The organism is Pseudonocardia sp. UM4_GMWB1 (assembly GCF_017312155.1).
GTDB classification, from domain to species: Bacteria; Actinomycetota; Actinomycetes; order Mycobacteriales; family Pseudonocardiaceae; genus Pseudonocardia; species Pseudonocardia alni.
Genome location: NZ_QJPN01000001.1, coordinates 5,163,719 through 5,184,554 on the forward strand (window position 1 = coordinate 5,163,719; position 20,836 = coordinate 5,184,554).

Genomic DNA, 20,836 nt, shown 5'->3' on the forward strand with positions numbered 1-20,836 from the left:
GAGGTGACGGCCGAGGACGTACGCGACGACGAGACGACCCGCTCCGGGGACGCGGTCCCCCCGGCCGGGCCCGTTCCCGACGTCGTGCTCCCTCCGACGACGGCCGCCGGACTGCCGCAGCGCGCCCCGCGCGGCGGCGACGGCGCCCGCAGTGTCGGGCACACCGTCGAGGACCTGGTGGGCCGCCTCGCCGCGGCCGAGCACGCCCGCGACGCCGCCGAGCGCCGGGCCGAGGCACTCGCCGCCGCCCTCGAGGACGCCCGGTCCCGGCCCGCGGAGACCTTCGGCATGCGCGCGGACAAGGTGTTGCGGATGGCCGAGCACGAGGCCGCGATGCGGCGGCGCACCGCCGAGACCGAGGCCGCGCAGCTGGTGGACGCCGCCCGCGACGAGGCCGCCCGGATCGTCGACGACGCCCGCGCGGAGGTCGACCGGCTGCGTGCGGCCGGGGTGGCCGCGCGGCGGGACAGCGAGCTCGTCGCGGACACCGCGGCGTCGATGCACGCCCACGTGTCCGCGCTGCGGTCGTCGGTGCGCGAGGAGATCGCCCGGCTGCACGGGATGCTGGGGTCCGAGCTCGGCAGGCTCGATGCGCCCACCCGGGCCGCGCACGGCGCCGACCAGGGCGAGCGTGTCCGGCGCCCGGTGGGCGGCCCGGCGCACGCCCTGCGGACCGGGGAATCCCCCGGGCCCGGCGAGCTCACGGCCGACGACGCCGCCGCGGTCGTGGACCACGAGGAGGCCGTCGACCTGCCGGCTGTGGTGCTGCCCGAGCAGCGGGAGCCGGAGCCGCCGGCCGATGCGGCCCCGGCGACCGGCACCGCCGCCACCGCCGAGGGCAGCGGGCAGCGGACGTCCTGACCCCGGGCCCCGGAGCGCGACGGCCCGGAGCACGGGACAGCACGGTGTGACGGGGGTTACGGTGCACCGGTGACCACCGCCGAGCCCGACCCGCGCCGGCGCGTCCCCCGGACCGACGTCGTCCTGGCCGACCCGGCGCTGGCCGGGGCCACCGCACGGCTGGGCCGGCCGCGGGTCAAGCGCGCCGTCGTCGCGGCGCAGCAGGACGCGCGGGCGGGCCGGATCGCACCCGAGGAGGTCGCCGCCGTCGCCGGGGCGTCGCTGCCCGCCGCCGCGACCGGGATCCGGGCGGTCCTCAACGCGAGCGGCGTGCTGCTGCACACCAACCTGGGCCGGGCGCCGCTCTCGGCCGCCGCCGTCGACGCGCTGGGGGTGGCCGCGGGCACCTGCGACGTCGAGCTGGACCTGGCCACCGGGCGCCGCGGGCCGCGCGGCACGGACGCGCTGGCCGCGCTGCGCGACGCCGTCCCGGGTGCGGGGGCGGCCTGGGTGGCGAACAACGGCGCCGCCGCCCTCGCGCTGGTCTGCGCCGCCCTCGCCGGCACCGGCCGCGAGGTCGTGGTCTCCCGGGGCCAGCTCGTCGAGATCGGCGACGGCTTCCGCATCCCCGAGCTGATCGAGTCCACCGGGGCCCGGCTCCGCCCGGTCGGCACCACCAACCGCACCCACCTGCGCGACTACGCCGGCGCGATCGGCCCGGACACCGCGTTCCTGCTGGTGGTGCACCCGTCGAACTTCGTGGTGACGGGGTTCGTCTCGGCCGTCGGGGTCCGGGAGCTGGCCGGGCTGGGGCCACCGGTCGTCGTCGACATCGGGTCCGGGCTGCTGACCCCGCACCCGCTGCTGCCCGACGAGCCCGACGCCGCGGGCACCCTCGCCGACGGCGCCGACCTCGTCACCGCCTCCGGGGACAAGCTGCTCGGCGGACCGCAGGCCGGTCTGCTCCTCGGCGGCGGGGGCCGCGGCGCCGCCCTGGTCGAGCGGGTGCGGCGCTTCCCGCTGGCCCGGGCGATGCGCGTCGACAAGCTGACCCTCGCGTCGCTGGAGGCGTCGGTGGCCGGTCCGCCGACGCCCGTCCGGGAGTTCCTCGACGCCGACCAGGCCGCGCTGCGGGCGCGGGCCGACACGCTCGCCGCGGCCCTGGCCGCCGACGGGATCGACGCGACCGCGACGGACACCGTCGCCGGGGTCGGCGGGGGCGGCGCACCCGGGGTGGAGCTGCCCAGCGCCGCGGTCGCGCTGCCCGAGCGGTACGCGGCCGCGTTGCGCGCCGGTGACCCGCCGGTGCTGGGCCGGGTCGGCGACGGGCGCTGCCTGCTCGACCTGCGGGCGCTGCCGCCGTCGGCCGACGCGACGCTGGCCGGGGCCGTGCGCGCGGTGCCCGTGCGTCCGGAGACCTGAGCCGTGCACGTGCTCTGCACCGCGGGCCACGTCGACCACGGCAAGTCCACGCTGGTCCGGGCGCTGACCGGGATGGAGCCCGACCGGTACGCCGAGGAACGCCGACGCGGGATGACCATCGACCTGGGCTTCGCGTGGACCGAGGTGCCGGGGGCGGGCACGGTCGCGTTCGTCGACGTCCCCGGGCACGAACGCTTCGTCGCCACGATGCTCGCCGGGGCCGGTCCGGTCCCGGCGGCGCTGTTCGTCGTCGCCGCGGACGAGGGCTGGATGCCGCAGTCCGGGGAGCACGCCGACGCGCTCGCGGCCGCGGGCGTCACCGACGGACTGCTCGTGGTCACCCGCGCCGACCTGCTCGACCCCGAGCTGGCGCTCGACGACGCCCGCGCCGCGCTCGCCGCCCGTGGGCTCGGCGGCTGGCCCTCGGTCGCCGTCTCCGCCCGCACCGGCACCGGTCTCGACGCGCTGCGCGGCGCGCTGGCCGCGCTCACCGCACGGCTGCCCGCACCCGACCCGGACGGGCCGGTGCGGCTGTGGGTGGACCGGGCGTTCACCGTCCGCGGGGCCGGGACGGTCGTCACCGGCACGCTGCGCAGCGGCACCGTGCGCCCCGGCGACACCCTGGAGCTCGACGGCGACACCGGGCGGGCACCGGTGACCGTGCGCGGGGTGCAGGAGCTCGGCGAGCCGGTCGACGCCGCCGCCGCGGTCGCGCGGGTCGCGCTGAACCTGCGGGGCCTCCCCCGTGACCGGGTCGACCGCGGCGACGCGCTGCTCGGCCCGGGGGCGTGGCCGGTGACCGGGGAGGCCGACGTCGCGCTGCACGGGGTCGGCGGGCCGGTGCCGCTGCCGTCGTCGCCGGTCGGGCTGACCCTGCACGTCGGCTCGGCAGCCGTGCCGGTGCGGGTCCGCCCGCTCGGTCCCGGCCCGGCGGGTGGCGACCCGGTCGTGCGGCTGACCCCGGCACGGCCGCTGCCGCTGCGGATCGGGGACCGGGCGGTGCTGCGTGACCCGGGTGCCGGGCGGATCGTGGCCGGGGTGACGGTGCTGGACCCGGCACCGCCGCCGTTGCGCAGGCGCGGCGCGGCCCGCCGTCGGGCCGACGAGCTCGCGGGGGTCGGTGCCGTCCCCGACGCCGACGCCGAGCTCGCCCGGCGCGGCACCGTCCGGGCCGACGACCTGGTGCGCTGGGGTGTGCCTGCCGGCGAGGTGACCGCGCTCGCGGCCCGGGTCCCCGGCGCGGCGGGCCGGTTGCTGCACCCGGCCACCGCCGCGTCGTCGGCCGCCGCACTGGCCGCCGCCGTCGCCGCGCACGACGCCGAGGACCCCCTCGATCCGGGGCTGCCGCTCGCCGCGGCCCGGCGCGCCGCGGGGCTGCCGGACGTCGCGCTATTGGAGGCCGTGCTGTCCGCCGTCGGCGGGGCCGGTCTCGTCCTGCGCGACGGGCGGGTGCGGGCCGCAGCGGACACCGGCCCGCCGGCGGCCCTGCGCGACGCCGCGGCCCGCGTGCGCGCCGACCTCGACGGGGCCCCGTTCGCCGCGCCGGGGGCTGCCCGGCTCGCGGAGCTGGGGCTCGGGCCGCGGGAGCTGGCGGTGCTCGACCGCGCCGGGGAACTGCTGCGGGTGGCCCCGGAGGTCGTGCTCGGCCCCGACGCGCCGGAGCGGGCGGTCGCCGCGCTCGACGGGCTCGACGGCGCGTTCACCGTCTCCGCCGCACGGGAGGTGCTCGGGAGCAGCCGCCGCGTCGTCGTGCCGCTGCTGGAGCTGCTGGCCCGCAGGGGCCTCACGGTGCGGATGCCCGACGGGACACATCGCCTGCGCTGAGCGGGCTCCGAGTGGCGACGCCGTGCCGCGGTGCCTACCGTCGGCCCAATGACCGACCCCCGTCCGCCCGCCGCCGGCACCACCGACGGCTCGGGCGGGACGTCACCCGATGTCACCGACACCTGCGACGGGCTACGGCTGGAGACCTCCCGGCCCGCGGACGGGACGGTCGTCGTCGCCGTGACCGGTGAGCTGGACATGCTGACCGCCCCGGAGCTGCGGCACGCGGTGGCCGAGCAGATCTCCGCGGCCTCGCTGGTCGTGCTGGACCTCGACGGGGTCCGTTTCCTCGGCACCTCCGGGCTGGCGGCGCTGATCGAGCTGCGGGAGCAGGCCCACCGGGCCGGGGTCGAGCTGCGTCTGGCGTGCACCGAGCGGCGTGTCCTGCGCCCGATCGGCATCGCCGGGCTGCACCATCTGTTCGACATCCACGACGACGTGCAGGCCGCACTCGACTCCTGAGAAAGTGACCTGAGTCACATCCTGGCGTGCCCGGATCCACCCGGCGGCCCGGCACAGCGCGCGGCGCGGAGGTGCGTGGCGGTGTCGTGAACAGGGGCGATGCCCGGTCCGTCCGACCGCGCGGCCGGCCCCGCGCACCTCGCACGGCCCGTCGCTAGCACCGATCCCGACGGCGCGCAGGTTTGATCTCGAACCCCCTCGGGAACCGGGGTGAGGAGCCAACCCGGTCCTCCCGGGCCCCGAGCGACGAGGTGAGCACGTGAGCGACGTTTCCCGGCTTCCCGGCCCGATGGACGACGTGTGGCAGTGGCAGCGACTGGGTGCGTGCCGCGGCATGGACAGCGCCGTGTTCTTCCACCCCGACGGGGAGCGCAACCCCTCCCGGTCGCGTCGCACCGAGCGCGCGAAGCAGGTCTGCCGGGGATGTCCCGTGCTGCAGGAGTGCCGCCGCTTCGCGCTGGCCAGCCGTGAGCCGTTCGGCGTGTGGGGCGGGCTGGGCGAGTCCGAGCGCCGCGCCATCATCGAGCGTCGCGACGCCGAGCGCATCGTCGCCGAGCAGGGCCCCGGCCTCGCCGCCGTCGTCTGACGGACCGCGTACGACGGATCACCGATCCGGCACGGCCCGCCCGGGTTCCGGGCGGGCCGTTCTGCTGCGCGGCCGTTCTGCCCACCCGGCCGGCGTCACACCGCCGAGGGCAGGGCCTCCGGCTCCGTGACGTCCTCCGCGACGGGTCCGGCGGGCCGGTAGGGCAGCACCGGCAGGCCGTAGACCCGGGCGACGCGGCGCACCGCGCGACGGACCACCTCGATCTCCGGGTCGTCCACCGGCCCGACGGCGGCCGGGGCCACGCACCAGGTGTCGTCGTCGGGGTCGAACCCGACCAGCTCCGAGAGCGCCGCGACGAGGTCCGCCTCGTCGCCGTCCTGCACCGCCCAGCGCAGCCCGAGCCGGTGCAGCCGCACCCGCTCGACCGGCAGCGCCTCGACCGGCACGTCCTCGGTGTCGTCCTCGGCCGCCAGCAGCTCCCGCGCCTCGGCCGGTGTGAGCGGGCGCCGGGTGGGGGCCGGGTCGTCCCGCACGACCAGCAGGTCGGTCTCCCCCGCCTCACCGGAGAGCGCCGCGAGCGGGCCCCCCGCACGGGCGGACTCCGCCGCGGTCAGTGCCACCGCGACCAGCCTCCGCGGTCGCGTCGTCCCCTGCCTCACGCTCGCCCCCGTCGATCCCACACGTCGTCGTCCGTCGAGTACAACGCCCGGATCCCCGATTCGGGTGCCGATTACCCACCCGGACGGACGAGTGGAGTCACCCGGTCCACGAGCGGACGACGACCCCGCGCACGGAACCCACGGACGGCGTCGACCGCAACACCACCGTGACCTCGGCCCGACCACCGGTAGCGCGGATGGGCCGGACGGTCGAACGGCGCAGGCCCGCCGCCGGGCGGGGCACCGCCGGTGGGCGGCCGCCCCGGACGGTCGACCCCGGACGCCCGACGCGGCCGGTAGCGGTCGACTCGGCCGGCCGGGACCGCCGACACGGCAGACCGGCCGCCGATCGGGTCGGCCGGTGCGGCCGATCGGGTCGCTCCGCGCAGCCGGGTCCGGGCGGATGACGGTCCGGCCGACCGGACCGTCAGGCCGGGTGGTCCAGACGGATCGCGAGCAGGGCGATGTCGTCGTCGAGCCGGTCCGGCAGGCACACCTCGAGCACCCGCTCCACCACCCGCTCGGGGTCGGCGTCGGACGGCAGCTCCTCCAGCGTGCGCTCGATGAGCTCGGTGCGGGCGTCGGCGTCCTCACCGATGATGTCGGTCAGACCGTCGGTGTAGAACACGAGCAGCGACCCGGCGGCACACGGGACCGTGGCGCCGCCGCGGTGCGCCCCGGCGGCCCGCCCGAACTCCGGCACCGCGCCGAGCATCGGCGAGTGGTGCGCGTCGAGCCGGTGCAGCCGGCCCTGGGGGTCGCGCAGCAGCGGCGCCGGGTGCCCGGCGTTGGCGTAGGTCAGCTCGCGTCCGCCGTCGGGGCCCACCGGCCCGAACCGGGCGTACACAGCGGTCGCCATCGCGGCGATGTCCAGGCCCTGCACCAGCTGGTCGCAGCGGTCGAGCACCGGCCCGGGCGCGTCGCCGCCCCAGGCGTAGGAGCGCAGCACACCGCGCAGCTGCCCCATCGCGGCGGCCGCCGACAGGTCGTGGCCGACGACGTCGCCCACCGCGGCACCGACCGAGCCGTCCGGCATCGGCAGCACGTCGTACCAGTCCCCGCCCACCTGGTTGCCGTCCGCGCCCACCAGGTAGCGGGCCGCGACCCGCATCCCGGGGACCTGCGGCAGCGCCGGGAGCAGGCTGTGCTGCAGGGTGGCCGCCGCAGCCCGCTCCACCTCGTAGAGCCGGGCGTTGTCGACGGCCAGCCCGGCACGGCCCGCGAGGTCCGAGGCCAGGTGCAGGTCGCGCTGGGTCCAGCGACGGCCGTAGGGGAACTGGGTGGACAGCGTCACCAGGCCGAGCACCCGGCCGCGGCCGAGCAGCGGGACGACCATCGCCGAGCGCAACCGCAGCCGCTCGTAGGCGTCGGCCGCCTCCGGGTCGTCGGGGTGGACCTCGCGGCCGTCGTCGGGCAGCTCCTGCACCAGGTACGGCTTGCCGGTCCGCACCGCGGTCTCGGCCTGCTGCTCGATCCGCACGGCCCCCAGTGGACCGGACCGCGACAGCAGCGCCTCGTCGTCGGCGTCGCGGGCGGCGACGGCCATCCGTTCGCGGGTCGCCCCGTCGGGGGTGTCGAGCAGGTCCACCGTGCACAGGTCGGCCAGCTCCGGCACCACGATCCGGGAGAAGCGGCGGCAGGCGTCGGCCACGTCGAGCGCCGTCGTCATCTGGGTGGTCGCCTCGGCGAGCAGCCGCAGCTGGGCCCGCGCGGCCTCGGCGTCGGCGAGCGCCGCCCGCCGCTCCTGCTCGACGACGACCCGCTCGGTGACGTCGCTCTGCACACCGACGAAGTTGACCAGCTCGCCGTCGCCGTCGTGCACCGGCGAGATGGACACCTGGTTCCAGAACGCGGTGCCGTCGCGCCGGTAGTTGAGCAGCACCTCGGTGATCGCCCGCCGTTCCCGCAGCGCCTCGCGCACCCGGCGGACCGCGGACCGGTCGGTGTTGGGGCCCTGCAGGAACCGGCAGTTGCGCCCGGCCACCTCGTCGAGGGGGTACCCGGTCAGCCGTTCGAACGACGGGTTCACCCAGGCCAGCGGGTCGTCCTCACGCTGCGGGTCGGAGATGGTGAACGACATCTCGGTGGCGAGCACCGCACGGTCGCGCAGGAACCCCATCCGGTCGCGGTCCTCGCCCTGGCCGGCCTCGGAGTCCGACAGCGGCAGCAGCACGGCCAGCGCCCGGCCGGGCCCGGTGGCCGAGGACTGCGCGTAGGTGCCCTGCCCCTGGGCTCCGGGGTCGGCCAGCGCGAACCCGGTCACCCAGACCAGGGTGCTGCTGGCCGTGGCCCCCTCCCCCGGGACCGGGACGCCGTCGCGGTCGGGCATCAGCCCCGGCCCGTGCAGCGCGACCGGCTCGCCGGACACCGCCTCGCCGGAGGCGATCCGGGCCAGCGGGGACCCCTCGCCGGTGTACGGACGGCCGTCCAGGTCGGTCAGCCGCGCGGCCTCGCTCCACTCGCGGACCCCGATGGGCAGCCGCACCGGGCGGTCACCGGCCAGCTCCAGCGCGGTGGTGTTGGCGTAGACGATCCGGCGCTCGGAGAGGTCGATCATCAGGACGGCCACCTGCGCCCCGCCGCGCACGTGCGGCATGGCCGGGGTGCTCGGCTGCTCCCCGAAGGATTCCACCGAGGTCGCGACCGCCTGGTCGACGGCCCGGTCCACCGCGTCGCCGGGGGGACCGGCCGGGGCGCCGGGGCCGAGATCGGAGTACCGCGTCACCCGGGCGAGCCTAAGGGCAGGCGCCGTGCCGGGCCCGCCGAGCCCGGCCGGTATCGTCGGGCCCGGTCTCCTGTCGTGGGTGGACCGGACCCGGCGCGGGCCAGGACGGCCCCGCCGCGGCCCCGGTGCGTCGTGCGGCGCGAGAAGACACCTGCCCGTCGAGAGCACGGCGGCGCTCCACAACGCTTCCGCGCCGTCCGGCGCCCGACACGGAGGTGATCACCCTGCCCGGATCCGCGCCGGCGCAACCGTCCCGGGGGGACGGGGACGCCGAGCTGGACGGCACCGACTCCGCCCACCTCGGCGTCGGCTTCTCCTCACCGCGCAGCGGCCTGACCGTGCTCACCGTGCGCGGCGAGGTCGACACCCTGACCGCACCGCGACTCGAGACCGCCCTCGACGAGCTGCTGGACCGCGCCCCCGACGGCGACGGCCGCGACCTCGCCGTGGACCTGGAGGGCGTCACGTTCCTCGCCTCCAGCGGCCTCGGTGTGCTCATCCACACCGCCCGGCGGGCCGCCCGGGACGGACGGCGGCTGTTCGTCGTCGCCACCAACCGGGCCGTGCTCCGGCCGCTCGAGGTCACCGGCTCCGCCCAGCTGTTCACCGTCCTGCCCGACCAGGAGGGCATTCCCGGCGCCTGAGCGGGCACCCGGTCCTGCACACCCCCGCCGGAGGCGACATGATCCGGCCCGACACCCCGTCGCACGAAAGGACTCGTCAGCGTGGCCCAGGAGGACGTGGCAGGCACGGCGCACGGCGCCGGCACCGACAACACCGTCGAGATCAGGGTCGCGGCGCGGCCCGCGCTGATCCCCACGGTCCGTGCGGTGGCCTCCGACCTCGCCGCACGCGCGGACTTCGACCTGGACGCGGTCTCCGATCTGCGGATGGCCGTCGACGAGGCGTGCGCGACGCTGGTCGCGATGGCCGCTCCCGGCTCGCCGCTGCGGTGCACCTTCGCCGTCTCCGACGAGCGGATCGAGGTCACCGCCCGGGTCGAGACCGGCACCGGTGCGCAGCTGCCCACCGACTCCTTCGGCTGGCGGGTCCTGCAGACCCTGGCCGATCACGTCGCGGTCGAGTCCGGTGAGGAGGACGGCGGGCGCCCGGCCCTCACCATCCGCCTGCACAAGCTCGCGGGTCACGGGCTGTGACGTGACGTCGGACCCTCAGTACGCCCACCTCACCCCGCTGCTCGAGCAGTACGCGGGTCTCGACGACGGCGACCCCCGTCGGGAACAGCTGCGCGATCAGCTCGTCACCGGCTACCTGCCCGTCGCCCAGCACATCGCCCGCCGGTTCAACCACCGGGGCGAGCCCCTCGACGACCTCGTGCAGGTCGCGACGGTCGGGCTGATCAACGCCATCGACCGGTTCGACCCGGAGAAGGGCGGTGAGTTCTTCTCCTTCGCCGTGCCCACGATCTCCGGTGAGGTACGCCGGCACTTCCGGGACCAGAGCTGGTCGATGCGGGTGCCGCGGCGGCTCAAGGACATGCACGTGTCGATCAACGGCGCGGTGTCCGAGCTGTCCCAGACCCTCGGTCGCGCGCCCCGGCCCTCGGAGCTCGCCGAGTACCTCGACCTGCCCGTCGCCGAGGTCCTGGAGGGCCTGGAGGCCGCCGAGGCCTACCGCAGCTCCTCGCTCGACGAGATGCTGTCGTCGGAGGACGGCAGCGCCACCGTCGGCGAGCTGGTCGGCGACGCCGACGCGGAGCTGGACCGGGTCGACTACCGCGAGTCACTGCGCCCGCTGCTCGCCGAGCTGGCGCCCCGCGAGCGGACCATCGTGATGCTGCGGTTCTTCGGCAACCGCACCCAGACCCAGATCGCCCAGGAGGTCGGCATCTCCCAGATGCACGTCTCCCGGCTGCTCGCGCAGACGCTGTCCCGGCTGCGCAACCGGCTCGACCCGGAGGACCGCACCTTCTGACGCCCGGGCCGCGCGGCGACGCCGTGCCCCGTCCGCGAGGATCGGGGCGGGACCGGCGCACCGTCCGGGCCCGGAGCAGGGAGGTAGGAGATGAGCGTGCCGGAACACGTGCTGGTGGTCGGCGCAGGGCTGGCCGGACTGCGCACGGTGGAGAACCTGCGCCGGGACGGTTACGAGGGCCGGATCAGCCTGGTGGGGGCCGAGGAGCACCTCCCCTACGACCGCCCGCCGCTGTCCAAGCAGTTCCTGGCCGGTGAGTGGGAGCGCACCAAGGTCGACCTGTGCACCGCCGAGGACCTCGACGAGCTCGGCGTACGCACCCACCTCGGCCGCTCCGCGGTCGCCCTGCGGCCCGCCGAGGTCCCGGCCGACGGCTCCGAGGTCGAGCTCGATGACGGCACCGTCCTGCACGCCGACGCCGTCGTCCTCGCCGTGGGGGTCACCTCCCGGGTGCTCGACGACCAGCCCGACTCCGCGCACCTGCTGCGTGCCGTCGACGAGTCCGAGCAACTGCGCGACGCGCTGGCCTCGGCGTCGTCGCTGCTGGTGGTGGGTGCCGGGTTCATCGGGGCCGAGGTCGCGAGCACCGCCCGGGACCGGGGTGTCACGGTGACCGTGGTCGAGACCGGCAGCGTGCCGATGGCACGGCTGCTGGGCGAGCAGGCCGGTGCGGTCGTGGCCCGGCTGATGGGCGACGCCGGGGTCGACCTGCGTACCGGGGTGTCGGTGTCGGAGCTGACGGACTCGGGCGCCACGCTCTCCGACGGGTCGACGGTGACCGCCGACGAGATCGTCGTCGGCGTCGGCGGCATGCTCGACCTGGGCTGGTTGGAGGCCACCGGCGTCGACGTCGCCGACGGCATCCCCTGCGACCACCGCGGCCGGGTCGACGGGCTGCCCGGAGTGTGGGCGGCGGGCGACGCGGCCGCCTGGACCGACCCGGACACCGGCGAGCGCACCCGGCTGGAGCACTGGACCTCGGCGAGCGACCAGGCCGCCGCGGTCGCCGCGGACATCACCGGCACGACCCCGCCGCCCGCCGCGGTGCCGTTCTTCTGGTCCGACCAGTTCGGTATGAAGATCCAGCTCGTCGGGCGGCCGGACCGCGCGGACTCGCTGCTGCCGCTGCACGGCGAAGGTCTCGACGACGGCCCGGTGAAGGGCACGGTGCTCGGCTACCTGCGCGGCGACGACCTCGTCGCCGTCGCCGGGTTCGGCGCGGCCCGGCTCGTCGCCCGCTACCGCCGCCCGCTGGCCGAGGGTGCCGACCGCGCCGCGACGCTGGAGCTGCGCGACTCGCTGTCCTGACACACGAACGCCCGGCCGGTGCGGGCACCGGCCGGGCGTGGCGTGCAGGCGGTCTAGCGGAAGATCGAGCGGACGATCGCCAGCCCGACCAGCGCGCCGACCGCGATCAGCGAGTACTTGACCTTCGGGTCGGCGAGCCGCTCCGCGAGCTGCTCCTTGCCGCCCTCGATGAGGTTCTTCGGGTTCGCCCGGTCCGCCAGGGCGTCCAGACTCTCGGCCAGCGCGTCCCGGGTCTTCTCGATCTCGCGCTGGATGTTCTCGGGGTCGCGGGCCACCACGTCCACCTCCGGTTCGGCCGGTACGCGTCCGCGCCCGGGACTCCTGCTGCTCGCGCCCGACGCTGCCCCGACACCGACGTCCGGGCACCGCGAGCGGCGTGGCACACACCGTAGCCACCGCATGGTCCGGTCCGCGCGCCCGGCCACCGGCGCGCCGCCGATCGGGTCGGCCCGATGGTCGTCCGCGCCGCATCCCGTCCACAACCGGCCGGTACGTCCACAGGCACCGCACTCGGCTCCGCGGCCCGCCCGGCGGGTGGCACGCTGATCGTCATGAGCACACGGCTGCAGGCGGGCGACACCGCCCCCGACTTCACCCTCGACGACGCCGACGGCACCGCCGTCTCCCTGGCGGACTACCGCGGCCGCAAGGTCGTCGTCTACTTCTACCCGGCGGCGAGCACCCCGGGCTGCACGAAGGAGGCCTGCGACTTCCGCGACAACCTCGCCGAGCTGAACGGCGCGGGCATCGACGTACTGGGCATCTCCCCGGACAAGCCCGCCAAGCTCGCAACGTTCCGCGACAACGAGGAGCTGACCTTCCCGCTGCTGTCCGACCCGGACCGCGAGGTCCTCACCGCCTGGGGCGCCTTCGGTGAGAAGAAGCTCTACGGCAAGACGGTCACCGGGGTCATCCGCTCCACCTTCCTGGTCGGCGAGGACGGCACGATCGTCGACGCGCAGTACAACGTGAAGGCGACCGGGCACGTGGCGAAGCTGCGCCGGGACTGGAAGGTCTGATGCCCGTCCGGCCGGCGGGCGCGGGGTGAGCGGACGTGCCCCGCGCCCGCCGGTGGACCGACGAGGAGCTGGTCGCGGCGGTGGCGGTGTCGCGACGGTTGAGCGAGGTGTGTCACCGGCTGGGCATCCGGCCCGGGCGGTACGACCAGCTGCGAGCCCACATCGTCCGGACCGGCGCGGACGCGAGCCACATCCCGGGCGCGCTCGACCCCGGGCACCGCAACCACCGACGGCGCTACACCGACGGCGAGCTGCGGGCGGCCGTCGCGGCCGAGGTCAGCGTGCACGCCGTGCTCCGGCGGCTCGGGTACGAGCCCAGCGGCGGCATGTTCCGGGCGGTGGTCGCGCATATCCGGACGCCCGAGCTCGACACGACACACTTCACGGGGCGTTCCTGGGCCCGGGGCCGGACCTTCCCGGGGCGGCGGGCACGCCCGCTGGCGGACATCCTGGTCCGCGGGTCGAGCTACCGCAGCAGCGCGACCCTGCGCCGGCGGCTCGTCGCGGAGGAGCTGAAGGCCGCGCGGTGCGAGGGGTGTGGCCTGACCGAGTGGCAGGGACGACCCGTCCCGCTCCAGCTCGACCACGTGAACGGCGACCACACCGACAACCGGCTCGAGAACCTTCGTATCCTGTGCGCGAACTGCCACGCCCTCACCGATACCTGGTGCGGCCGAAAGAACTAGCCGGCGTACTCCAACTGGCAGAGAGACACGGTTTAGGTCCGTGCAAGTGCGGGTTCGAATCCCGCCGCCGGCACGCATCGCGTCGCCCGCCTCACCCGGCGGGCGGCGCGGTCCCGGCCGGCTCCGTCCCCCCGGGCGCGACTCCGCCGGCCTCGTCCGGCAGTGGCCGCCGCGCGGCGAGCAGCACCCCGCCGAGACCGAGCACCGCGCAGATCCCGGAGACCAGCAGCAGGGTCGGCGGTACATGCCCGGTCACGGCGTCGCCGAGCGCGACGACGGCGATGGTGCTCGGCGCCGACCCGATCACGGTGCCGACCAGGTAGGGCCAGAACCGCACCTGGGACAGCCCGGACAGGTAGTTGAGCACCGCGAACGGCACCATCGGGATCAGCCGCAGCGACGTCACCGCGAGCACTCCGTGGTGGTCGAGCCTGCGGCGCACCCACACCGCGCGCGGGTGGCCGGCGTAGCGGGCGACGAGCCGCCCACCGGTGACCCGGACGAGCGCGAACGCCACGACTGCGGACAGCGCGGTCGCGAACAGGGTCAGCGCCGCACCGCCGACGGCGCCGAACAGCACCCCGGCGGACACGGTGAACACCGTCCGGGGGAAGGGCGGGACGTTCAGCGCGACCTGGAGCAGCACGAACACGACCGGGCCCCAGATCCCGGCGGACTCCACGGCCCGGCGCAGCTCACCGAACCGGGGGACGGCGGACAGCCCCAGGGACCGGGCCACGAGTACGACGAGTGCGGCCGCGAGCACCAGCCCGAGGCAGCCCAGCAGAAACCGCCACCACCGCACGGAGATCACGGTACCGAGACCCGTGCCGGTGCCGTCGGCCGCGGTCGTCGCACGTGACCGGGCTCCCCCGTGTGCGCCGCCGGCCGCAGCCGTCCGGCGTGGCCGGGCACCTCCGGACGCGCCACCGGCCGCGGTCGGCGCGCGTGCCGTCGCGGTCGGCCGTGAGAGGCTGCCGACCATGAGCGACTCGGGTATCGACCCCGCCGAACTGGACGCCGACGGGCTGGCCGTGCGCCGCGAGGTCCTCGGCTCGGGCTACGTCGACGCGGCGCTGGGCCGCGTCGACGACACGACCGCGGACTTCCAGAAGCTGATCACCCGCTACGCGTGGAACGAGATCTGGACCCGCCCCGGGCTGGAGCGCCGGATGCGCTCGGCGGTGACGCTGACCGCGCTCGTCGCGCACGGGCACTGGGAGGAGTTCGAGCTGCACGTGCGGGCGGCCCGGCGCAACGGCCTGACCCGCGACGAGATCGTCGAGATCATCCTGCAGACCGCGATCTACTGCGGGGTCCCGGCGGCGAACTCGGCGTTCCGGATCGCGCAGCGCGTCCTGGCCGAGCCCGCTCCCGAGTAGTCCTCAGCCGTCGGCGAGCAGCGCCTGCAGGTGCGGGACGAGCGCGCGCAGCGCGGTCCCCCGGTGCGAGGCGGCGTCCTTCTCCTCGGCACTGAGCTCGGCCGAGGAGCGGCCGTCGCCCTCCGGGGCGAAGATCGGGTCGTAGCCGAAGCCGTTCTCCCCCCGCGGGGCGCGCAGCAGGGTGCCCCGCCACGTCCCGTGCACCACGGTGCGCCCGGGCACGGAGGCCTCCGCGTCGGGGCCATCGGTGCCGACGGTGTCGCCGGAGGCGGGGTCGGTGTCGGGGCCTGCGGTGGCCGCGTCGGGCGTCACCAGCGCGGCGGCGCACACGAACGCGGCGCCGCGGCGCTCGTCGGGGACGTCGGTGGTCTGCCCGAGCAGCAGCTGCAGGTTGGCCTCGTCGTCGCCGTGCCGGCCGGCCCAGCGGGCGGAGAAGATGCCCGGCATGCCGTTCAGGGCGTCGACGGTGATGCCGGAGTCGTCGGCGATCGCGGGCAGCCCGGTCGCGGCGGCGGCGTCGCGGGCCTTGGCGAGCGCGTTCGCGGCGAAGGTCGCGCCGGTCTCGGGGGCCTCCGGGAACTCGGGGACGTCGGCGAGCCCGACGATCTCCACCCCGGAGAGCCCGGCGGCCTCGGTGATCCGGCGCAGCTCGACGAGCTTCTTGGCGTTGCGGGTGGCGAGCAGGATCCTCACGCGTCGCCCTCCCCCGCGGCGTCCGGGGCGTCGGCGGCCTGCGCGGCGATCTTCGGGTGCGGCGCGGCGAGCACCTCGACCTGCAGGCGGGCCAGCTCGGCGATCCCGGCGAGCGCGGAGTCCAGCATGGCGTCGAGGGTCGAGCGGGAGAACGTGGCGCCCTCGCCGGTGCCCTGGACCTCGATGAGGGTGCCGGTCTCGGTGGCGACGACGTTCGTGTCGACCTCGGCCCGCGAGTCCTCGGAGTAGGGCAGGTCGAGCCGGACGCGGCCGTCGACGACGCCGACCGACACCGCGGCGACCTGGCAGGAGATCGGCTTGGGGTCCGACAGCTTGCCCTGCTCGCCGAGCCAGGTGACGGCGTCGCACAGGGCCACGTAGGCGCCGGTGATGGCCGCGGTGCGGGTGCCGCCGTCGGCCTGCAGGACGTCGCAGTCGATCGCGATCGTGTTCTCGCCGAGCGCGCGCAGGTCGATGCAGGCGCGCAGGGACCGGCCGATCAGCCGGGAGATCTCGTGGGTGCGGCCGCCGATCCTGCCCTTCACCGACTCCCGCGACGAGCGGGTGTCGGTGGCCGAGGGCAGCATCGCGTACTCGGCGGTGACCCAGCCGAGGCCGGATCCCTTCCGCCAGCGCGGTACCCCGTCGGTGACGCTGGCGGCGCACAGCACCTTCGTGTCACCGAACTCCACCAGCACCGATCCCGCGGGGTGCTTCTGGAAGCCCCGGGTGATGGTCACCGGCCGCATCTCGTCGTCGGTCCGGCCGTCGGCCCTGCCCTCTGTTCGTGTCACCCGGCCATCGTAGGAAGCCGGCTCAGACCTCGAACACCGCGTCGGGCCGGGCGAGCTCAACGGTCCCGCCGAAGGCCGCCTTGGCCTCGGCGCCGAGGGACTCGCGGTCGAACCAGGCCGGGACGTGGGTGACGACCAGCCGCTGTGCCCCGGCGGCCGCGGCGTGCTCGCCCGCCTCCCGTCCGGACAGGTGCACCCCGGGCGGCCCGGCCTCGGCGTGCGGCCAGCTGGCCTCGCAGAGCAGCAGGTCGGCGTCGCGGGCGGCCTCGACGAGCCCGGGGCAGGCGGCGGTGTCCCCGGAGTAGGTCAGGACCCGGCCGCGGTGCTCGAGGCGCAGCGCGTAGGCGGGGCAGACGTGCACGACCTCGTACGCGGTGACGGTGACGGCGTCCTCACCGGTGCCGACGGTGAACGGCTCCCCCACCACGAGGTCGTGGAAGGAGAAGACGTCGGTGAGATCGGTGCGGGCATAGTCGGACTCGGTGACGGCGTCGGCGCGGGCGAAGCGGGTGTGCGCACCGGCCGGGGCGTGCACGACCAGCTTGTGCGCGGTCGCGTCGAACGGGGGCCGGGGGTGGTAGCGACGGTGCACCACCAGCGACGGGAAGTCCGAGCAGTGGTCGGGGTGCAGATGGCTGAACACCGCGGCGTCGAGGGAGAACGGGTCGGCGTGCCGTTGCAGGGCGCCGAGGGTGCCGTTGCCGAGGTCGAGCGTGAGGCGGGTCGCCCCGGCCTCGACGAGGTAGCCCGATGCCGGGGACTCGGGTCCGGGGCCGCTGCCGGAGCACCCGAGAACGATCAGCCGCATGCGCGACCCTAACCCGTTCGTGAGGTACGCCGCAGCCACCAGAGCCCGACGAACGGCAGCACCAGCGGGACGAAGCCGTAGCCGGCGCCGAAGTGCGACCAGACCGTCTCGCGGGGGAAGTCGGCGGGGACGAACGTGGTGAACGCGCCGACGGCGAGCACGCCGACGAGCTCGAAGACCACGGCGGACCAGGCGAGGCGGCGGAAGCCGGGGCCGGTGCCCGCCAGACCGACGGTGGCCAGGATGTAGACGAAGCCGGCGAGCGCGGACAGCGAGTACGCGAGCGGCGCCTCGCCGAACCGTTCGGCGATCTGCACACCGGCCCGCGCCGAGGCCGAGAGCGCGAAGATGCCGTAGACGGCGATGAGGATGCGGCCGGGGCCGGTGGCGGTGGCGCGGGGCTCAGGCACCGGGCACCCCCGGGATCCACAGGCCCTGCAGGCGCAGCACGGCGACGAGCGTCCCGATCGCGCCGACGGCGATCACGGCGCCGCCCCAGCGGCTCGGCTCGGCGGTGGCGAACTGCAGTGCGATCACCGGGACGCAGACCGCGACGGCGAGGTAGATGAGGAAGGTCGACTGCTCGGGCAGGGTGACCCCGCCGAGCAGGACCCGGTACGCCGCGATCGCCGCCTGCACGACGATGAGCGCCACACAGATCCCGACGGCCACGGTGTGCACCCGGCTCGGGGGCCGGTTCAGCGCCGTCGTGACCAGCCCGAACAGCGCGGTGGCCGAGAGCGCCACGGTGATCACCAGGACGAGCGTTCCGATCACGGCGGGAACGCTACCCCCGCCTCCCCCGACCGCCGCGCCGGACCCGCCCGCGCCCGGTCCGCATCCACACCTGTCGACCGGTTCCCACACCTGCCGCGGCAGGTGCGGGTCCGGGGAAGCGGGTGTGGCTGTCAGGCGGACGGGAGCGCGGCGCCCGCGCGGCCCACGACCGAGCCGATCTCGGGGCCCAGGAACCGGCGGCCGAGCCGTGCGAAGGGTTCCGGGTCGCCGGTGGCGAGGAAGCGGTGCGGCGCGGGCGGAGTCGTGTCGTCGCGCAGCAGGTCGTGCGCGTGCAGGGTCCGGACCAGGGTGCGAGCCGTCTCGTCGGCCGAGGACACCAGCGTCACGTCCGGGCCGAGGACGATCTCCAGCACCCCGGACAGCAGCGGGTAGTGGGTGCAGCCGAGGACGACGGTGTCGACCCCGGCCCGCTGCAGCGGTTCCAGGTACCCCTGGGCGACGCCGAGGACCTGGCGTCCGCTGGTGGTGCCGCGCTCCACGAAGTCGACGAACCGGGGGCAGGCCACCGAGGTGATCTCGGTGTCGCGGGCGGCGTCGAAGGCGTCGGCGTAGGCGCCCGAGGCGATGGTCGCGGCGGTGCCGATGACGCCGATCCGGCCGTTGCGGGTGGTGGCGACGGCGCGGCGCACGGCCGGGCGGACGACCTCGACCACCGGGACCGGGTAGCGCTCGCGGAAGTCGGCGAGACAGGCCGCCGAGGCGGAGTTGCAGGCGATGACCAGCGCCTTGACCCCCGAGTCGACGAGCTCGTCGCCGATGGCGAGCGCGAGGCGCCGGATGTCGGCCAGCGGGCGCGGCCCGTAGGGACTGTGCGCGGTGTCGCCGACGTAGACGATCTGCTCGGCGGGCAGCAGGTCGATGACCGAGCGGGCGACGGTGAGTCCCCCGACTCCGGAGTCGAAGATGCCGATCGGGGCGTCGATACCGGGCGCGTCGCTCACACCCTAGGAGGGTAGGCGGTCGGCCTTGGCCACCCAGTAGGCGGCGACGACGCCGCCGACCGCGCCGAACAGATGACCCTGCCAGGACACCGACGGGTCCGACGGCAGCACGCCCCAGAGGATCGAGCCGTAGAACAGGAAGAGCACGAGGGCGAGCAGGATCTGCCTGCCGTTGCGGGCGTAGAACCCGCGCACGAGCAGGAACAGGAACCAGCCGAAGACGATCCCGGACGCGCCGATCACCGGGGCCGGCGACACGAGCCACACCCCCAGCCCGCTCACCAGCCAGATCGTGGCGGTGACCGCGAACCACTGCACCGGCCCGCCGGACATCGCGAGGAACCCGAAGATCAGGAACGGCAGGCTGTTCGCGGCGAGGTGGGCCCAGTCGTCGTGGACCAGCGGCGCGGTGAGGACACCGGTGAGCCCCTCGGTGCTGCGGGGGTAGATCGCGGCGGCGGACTCGACCATGCCACCGGAGGCCTGGTCGACCGCCTCGAACACGTAGAGCGCGGCGGTGAACACCAGCATGATCACCGCGGCGCGCACCGGTGCCGGCGGCAGCACGCGGGCGGGACGGCCGTCCGGGAGCGCGGTCATGTCACCCACGGTACCGGCCCGGCCGCCCGATTCGCCCGTTACGTACCGGTTCGGCCCGGTCAGGCCCAGAGGTGACCGTCGATGCCCTGCGCGGCCGTGCCCAGGTCGCCGGAGTAGGCCCCGGTGGACAGGTACTTCCAGCCGCCGTCGCACACGATCATGACGACGTCGGCGCGCTGCCCGGCGTCGAGCGCCTTGTTCGCGACGCCGAGCGCGGCGTGCAGGATCGCGCCGGAGGAGATCCCGGCGAAGATGCCCTCCTGCTCGACGAGCTGGCGGGTGCGGCGCAGCGCGTCGTAGGAGCCGACCGAGAACCGGCCGGTCAGCACGGTCTCGTCGTAGAGCTCCGGGACGAAGCCCTCCGAGAGGTTCCGCAGGCCGTAGACGAGCTCGCCGTACCGGGGCTCCGCCGCGACGACCTGCACGTCGGGCTTGTGCTCGCGCAGGTAGCGTCCGGCGCCGACGAGGGTCCCGGTGGTGCCGAGCCCGGCGACGAAGTGGGTGATCGACGGCAGGTCGCGCAGGATCTCGGGGCCGGTTCCGCGGTAGTGCGCGTCGGTGTTGGCCGGGTTGCCGTACTGGTAGAGCATCACCCAGTCCGGGTGCTCGGCCGCCAGCTGCTTGGCGACGGCGACGGCCTGGTTCGAGCCGCCCGCCGCCGGCGAGGAGATGATCTGTGCCCCGTACATCGCCAGCAGCTGGCGACGCTCCTCGGAGGTGTTCTCCGGCATTACGCAGATGATCTCGTAGCCCTTGAGCCTCGCGGCCATCGCGAGCGAGATCCCGGTGTTGCCCGAGGTGGGCTCCAGGATCGTGCAGCCGGGCGTGAGCAGCCCCTGCTTCTCGGCGTCGGTGATCATCGCCAGCGCGGGCCGGTCCTTGATCGAGCCGGTGGGGTTGCGGTCCTCCAGCTTCGCCCACAGCCGCACGTCCTCCGACGGCGACAGGGACGGCAGCCCGACCAGCGGGGTGTCGCCGACGGCGTCCAGCAACGAGTCGTAACGCACGGGTTCTCCTCACACGACGGCACCGGGCGGGGACGCCGCCCGGTGCCGGGGTCCGGTGGGGCTCAGCGACCGCCGGCCACGGCCGGGAGGATCGTGAACGTGGAGGACTCGGAGACCGGGGCCTCCAGGCCGCCGGCGAAACGGATGTCCTCGTCGTCGACGTAGATGTTGACGAAGCGGTGCAGCTTGCCGTCGGTGATCAGACGGTCCTTGATGCCGCTGTGCCGCGACTCCAGGTCGTCGATGACCGCCGAGACGGTGTCGCCCTTCGCCTCGACGGTCTTCTCACCGTCGGTGTGCGTGCGAAGGATGGTGGGGATGGAGACGGAGACGGCCATCTCTGTGATCACTCCTGGTGGGTCGCTCTGGCGTGGATTTCTCACGCG

At 75.5% G+C, this 20,836-nt stretch carries 25 protein-coding genes and 1 tRNA gene; 13 read left to right on the forward strand and 13 right to left on the reverse strand.

What is annotated here, in order from left to right:
- Nucleotides 1–3: 3 nt before the first annotated feature.
- From DMP15_RS24110 to DMP15_RS24130, 5 genes are all read left to right on the forward strand, one after another.
- Nucleotides 4–861 (forward strand): DivIVA domain-containing protein, encoded by an 858-nt coding sequence (locus DMP15_RS24110; protein WP_337826482.1) that lies wholly within the window; start codon nucleotides 4–6, stop codon nucleotides 859–861.
- Nucleotides 862–930: 69 nt separating this feature from the next.
- A complete protein-coding gene (gene selA / locus DMP15_RS24115) occupies nucleotides 931–2,262 on the forward strand; it encodes an L-seryl-tRNA(Sec) selenium transferase (protein ID WP_073577818.1) in 1,332 nt (443 codons plus the stop codon).
- Between the two features lie 3 nt (nucleotides 2,263–2,265).
- Nucleotides 2,266–4,086, forward strand: a complete 1,821-nt coding sequence (locus DMP15_RS24120) for a SelB domain-containing protein (protein ID WP_337826483.1) — start codon at nucleotides 2,266–2,268, stop codon at nucleotides 4,084–4,086.
- Between the two features lie 48 nt (nucleotides 4,087–4,134).
- Nucleotides 4,135–4,548: an STAS domain-containing protein gene (locus tag DMP15_RS24125; RefSeq protein ID WP_062400770.1), complete on the forward strand. Its 414-nt coding sequence runs from the start codon at nucleotides 4,135–4,137 to the stop codon at nucleotides 4,546–4,548.
- Nucleotides 4,549–4,807: 259 nt separating this feature from the next.
- Nucleotides 4,808–5,134, forward strand: a complete 327-nt coding sequence (locus tag DMP15_RS24130) for a WhiB family transcriptional regulator (protein WP_060710891.1) — start codon at nucleotides 4,808–4,810, stop codon at nucleotides 5,132–5,134.
- A gap of 95 nt (nucleotides 5,135–5,229) precedes the next feature.
- On the opposite strand, the gene DMP15_RS24135 is transcribed toward DMP15_RS24130, so the two are convergent.
- Together DMP15_RS24135 and DMP15_RS24140 are read right to left on the reverse strand one after the other, a co-directional pair.
- Nucleotides 5,230–5,715 carry a hypothetical protein gene (locus DMP15_RS24135; RefSeq protein WP_073577820.1) on the reverse strand — a complete coding sequence of 162 codons (486 nt, stop codon included), beginning with the start codon at nucleotides 5,713–5,715 and terminating at the stop codon, nucleotides 5,230–5,232.
- 466 nt (nucleotides 5,716–6,181) lie between these two features.
- Nucleotides 6,182–8,479, reverse strand: coding sequence for a GAF domain-containing SpoIIE family protein phosphatase (locus tag DMP15_RS24140; protein WP_139282987.1), 2,298 nt, complete (start codon nucleotides 8,477–8,479; stop codon nucleotides 6,182–6,184).
- Between the two features lie 215 nt (nucleotides 8,480–8,694).
- Here DMP15_RS24140 and DMP15_RS24145 point away from each other — a divergent pair, with 215 nt between their 5' ends.
- From DMP15_RS24145 to DMP15_RS24160, 4 genes are all read left to right on the forward strand, one after another.
- Nucleotides 8,695–9,123 carry an STAS domain-containing protein gene (locus tag DMP15_RS24145; protein WP_202416284.1) on the forward strand — a complete coding sequence of 143 codons (429 nt, stop codon included), beginning with the start codon at nucleotides 8,695–8,697 and terminating at the stop codon, nucleotides 9,121–9,123.
- Between the two features lie 81 nt (nucleotides 9,124–9,204).
- Nucleotides 9,205–9,636: an ATP-binding protein gene (locus tag DMP15_RS24150; protein WP_062400766.1), complete on the forward strand. Its 432-nt coding sequence runs from the start codon at nucleotides 9,205–9,207 to the stop codon at nucleotides 9,634–9,636.
- 1 nt (nucleotide 9,637) lies between these two features.
- Nucleotides 9,638–10,414, forward strand: coding sequence for a SigB/SigF/SigG family RNA polymerase sigma factor (locus DMP15_RS24155; protein WP_073577821.1), 777 nt, complete (start codon nucleotides 9,638–9,640; stop codon nucleotides 10,412–10,414).
- A 90-nt stretch (nucleotides 10,415–10,504) separates the two neighbouring features.
- Nucleotides 10,505–11,722 (forward strand): NAD(P)/FAD-dependent oxidoreductase, encoded by a 1,218-nt coding sequence (locus tag DMP15_RS24160; RefSeq protein ID WP_161151329.1) that lies wholly within the window; start codon nucleotides 10,505–10,507, stop codon nucleotides 11,720–11,722.
- A gap of 53 nt (nucleotides 11,723–11,775) precedes the next feature.
- Here DMP15_RS24160 and DMP15_RS24165 read toward each other — a convergent pair whose 3' ends face one another.
- Nucleotides 11,776–11,997 carry a DUF3618 domain-containing protein gene (locus DMP15_RS24165; RefSeq protein ID WP_062404273.1) on the reverse strand — a complete coding sequence of 74 codons (222 nt, stop codon included), beginning with the start codon at nucleotides 11,995–11,997 and terminating at the stop codon, nucleotides 11,776–11,778.
- 276 nt (nucleotides 11,998–12,273) lie between these two features.
- Between DMP15_RS24165 and bcp the strand changes: the two genes are divergently transcribed.
- The 3 genes from bcp to DMP15_RS24180 all read left to right on the forward strand — a co-directional run bounded on the left by bcp (nucleotide 12,274) and on the right by DMP15_RS24180 (nucleotide 13,500).
- Nucleotides 12,274–12,741 carry a thioredoxin-dependent thiol peroxidase gene (gene bcp / locus DMP15_RS24170; RefSeq protein WP_073576290.1) on the forward strand — a complete coding sequence of 156 codons (468 nt, stop codon included), beginning with the start codon at nucleotides 12,274–12,276 and terminating at the stop codon, nucleotides 12,739–12,741.
- A 35-nt stretch (nucleotides 12,742–12,776) separates the two neighbouring features.
- Entirely contained in the window at nucleotides 12,777–13,427 is a 651-nt protein-coding gene (locus DMP15_RS24175; RefSeq protein WP_073576162.1) for an HNH endonuclease, read from the forward strand.
- Nucleotides 13,427–13,500: transfer RNA gene (locus tag DMP15_RS24180), tRNA-Leu, on the forward strand. Before DMP15_RS24175 ends, DMP15_RS24180 begins: the two co-directional genes overlap by 1 nt.
- A gap of 18 nt (nucleotides 13,501–13,518) precedes the next feature.
- On the opposite strand, the gene DMP15_RS24185 is transcribed toward DMP15_RS24180, so the two are convergent.
- A complete protein-coding gene (locus DMP15_RS24185) occupies nucleotides 13,519–14,232 on the reverse strand; it encodes a VTT domain-containing protein (protein ID WP_073576291.1) in 714 nt (237 codons plus the stop codon).
- 178 nt (nucleotides 14,233–14,410) lie between these two features.
- On the opposite strand from DMP15_RS24185, the gene DMP15_RS24190 reads away from it, so the two are divergent.
- Nucleotides 14,411–14,809 (forward strand): carboxymuconolactone decarboxylase family protein, encoded by a 399-nt coding sequence (locus tag DMP15_RS24190; protein WP_073576292.1) that lies wholly within the window; start codon nucleotides 14,411–14,413, stop codon nucleotides 14,807–14,809.
- 3 nt (nucleotides 14,810–14,812) lie between these two features.
- Here DMP15_RS24190 and DMP15_RS24195 read toward each other — a convergent pair whose 3' ends face one another.
- From DMP15_RS24195 to DMP15_RS24235, 9 genes are all read right to left on the reverse strand, one after another.
- Nucleotides 14,813–15,502 carry a non-canonical purine NTP pyrophosphatase gene (locus DMP15_RS24195; protein WP_073576163.1) on the reverse strand — a complete coding sequence of 230 codons (690 nt, stop codon included), beginning with the start codon at nucleotides 15,500–15,502 and terminating at the stop codon, nucleotides 14,813–14,815.
- The gene (gene rph, locus DMP15_RS24200; protein ID WP_304580142.1) at nucleotides 15,499–16,296 is read right to left on the reverse strand and encodes a ribonuclease PH; all 798 of its coding nucleotides are present in this window, start codon (nucleotides 16,294–16,296) and stop codon (nucleotides 15,499–15,501) included. The genes DMP15_RS24195 and rph overlap by 4 nt, the downstream gene beginning before the upstream one ends.
- A gap of 22 nt (nucleotides 16,297–16,318) precedes the next feature.
- Nucleotides 16,319–17,104 (reverse strand): MBL fold metallo-hydrolase, encoded by a 786-nt coding sequence (locus tag DMP15_RS24205; protein ID WP_073576165.1) that lies wholly within the window; start codon nucleotides 17,102–17,104, stop codon nucleotides 16,319–16,321.
- 8 nt (nucleotides 17,105–17,112) lie between these two features.
- Nucleotides 17,113–17,514: a hypothetical protein gene (locus tag DMP15_RS24210; protein ID WP_073576166.1), complete on the reverse strand. Its 402-nt coding sequence runs from the start codon at nucleotides 17,512–17,514 to the stop codon at nucleotides 17,113–17,115.
- On the reverse strand, nucleotides 17,507–17,881 hold the full coding sequence (locus DMP15_RS24215; protein WP_073576167.1) for a hypothetical protein: 375 nt from the start codon (nucleotides 17,879–17,881) through the stop codon (nucleotides 17,507–17,509). The genes DMP15_RS24210 and DMP15_RS24215 overlap by 8 nt, the downstream gene beginning before the upstream one ends.
- Nucleotides 17,882–18,012: 131 nt before the next feature.
- Nucleotides 18,013–18,843, reverse strand: coding sequence for a glutamate racemase (murI, locus tag DMP15_RS24220; protein ID WP_062400757.1), 831 nt, complete (start codon nucleotides 18,841–18,843; stop codon nucleotides 18,013–18,015).
- Nucleotides 18,844–18,846: 3 nt separating this feature from the next.
- Nucleotides 18,847–19,443, reverse strand: coding sequence for a rhomboid family intramembrane serine protease (locus DMP15_RS24225; RefSeq protein WP_073576168.1), 597 nt, complete (start codon nucleotides 19,441–19,443; stop codon nucleotides 18,847–18,849).
- A 59-nt stretch (nucleotides 19,444–19,502) separates the two neighbouring features.
- Nucleotides 19,503–20,450 (reverse strand): PLP-dependent cysteine synthase family protein, encoded by a 948-nt coding sequence (locus DMP15_RS24230; protein ID WP_073576169.1) that lies wholly within the window; start codon nucleotides 20,448–20,450, stop codon nucleotides 19,503–19,505.
- A gap of 62 nt (nucleotides 20,451–20,512) precedes the next feature.
- Nucleotides 20,513–20,788, reverse strand: coding sequence for a MoaD/ThiS family protein (locus tag DMP15_RS24235; RefSeq protein ID WP_073576170.1), 276 nt, complete (start codon nucleotides 20,786–20,788; stop codon nucleotides 20,513–20,515).
- Nucleotides 20,789–20,836: the final 48 nt, after the last annotated feature.

Coding starts and splice junctions, on each gene's coding strand:
- DMP15_RS24125 (WP_062400770.1), top strand. CDS start 4,135: ATGACCGACCCCCGTCCGCCCGCCGCCGGCACCACCGACGGCTCGGGC.
- DMP15_RS24160 (WP_161151329.1), top strand. CDS start 10,505: ATGAGCGTGCCGGAACACGTGCTGGTGGTCGGCGCAGGGCTGGCCGGA.
- bcp (WP_073576290.1), top strand. CDS start 12,274: ATGAGCACACGGCTGCAGGCGGGCGACACCGCCCCCGACTTCACCCTC.
- DMP15_RS24190 (WP_073576292.1), top strand. CDS start 14,411: ATGAGCGACTCGGGTATCGACCCCGCCGAACTGGACGCCGACGGGCTG.
- DMP15_RS24205 (WP_073576165.1), bottom strand. CDS start 17,104: ATGCGGCTGATCGTTCTCGGGTGCTCCGGCAGCGGCCCCGGACCCGAG.
- DMP15_RS24225 (WP_073576168.1), bottom strand. CDS start 19,443: ATGACCGCGCTCCCGGACGGCCGTCCCGCCCGCGTGCTGCCGCCGGCA.
- DMP15_RS24235 (WP_073576170.1), bottom strand. CDS start 20,788: ATGGCCGTCTCCGTCTCCATCCCCACCATCCTTCGCACGCACACCGAC.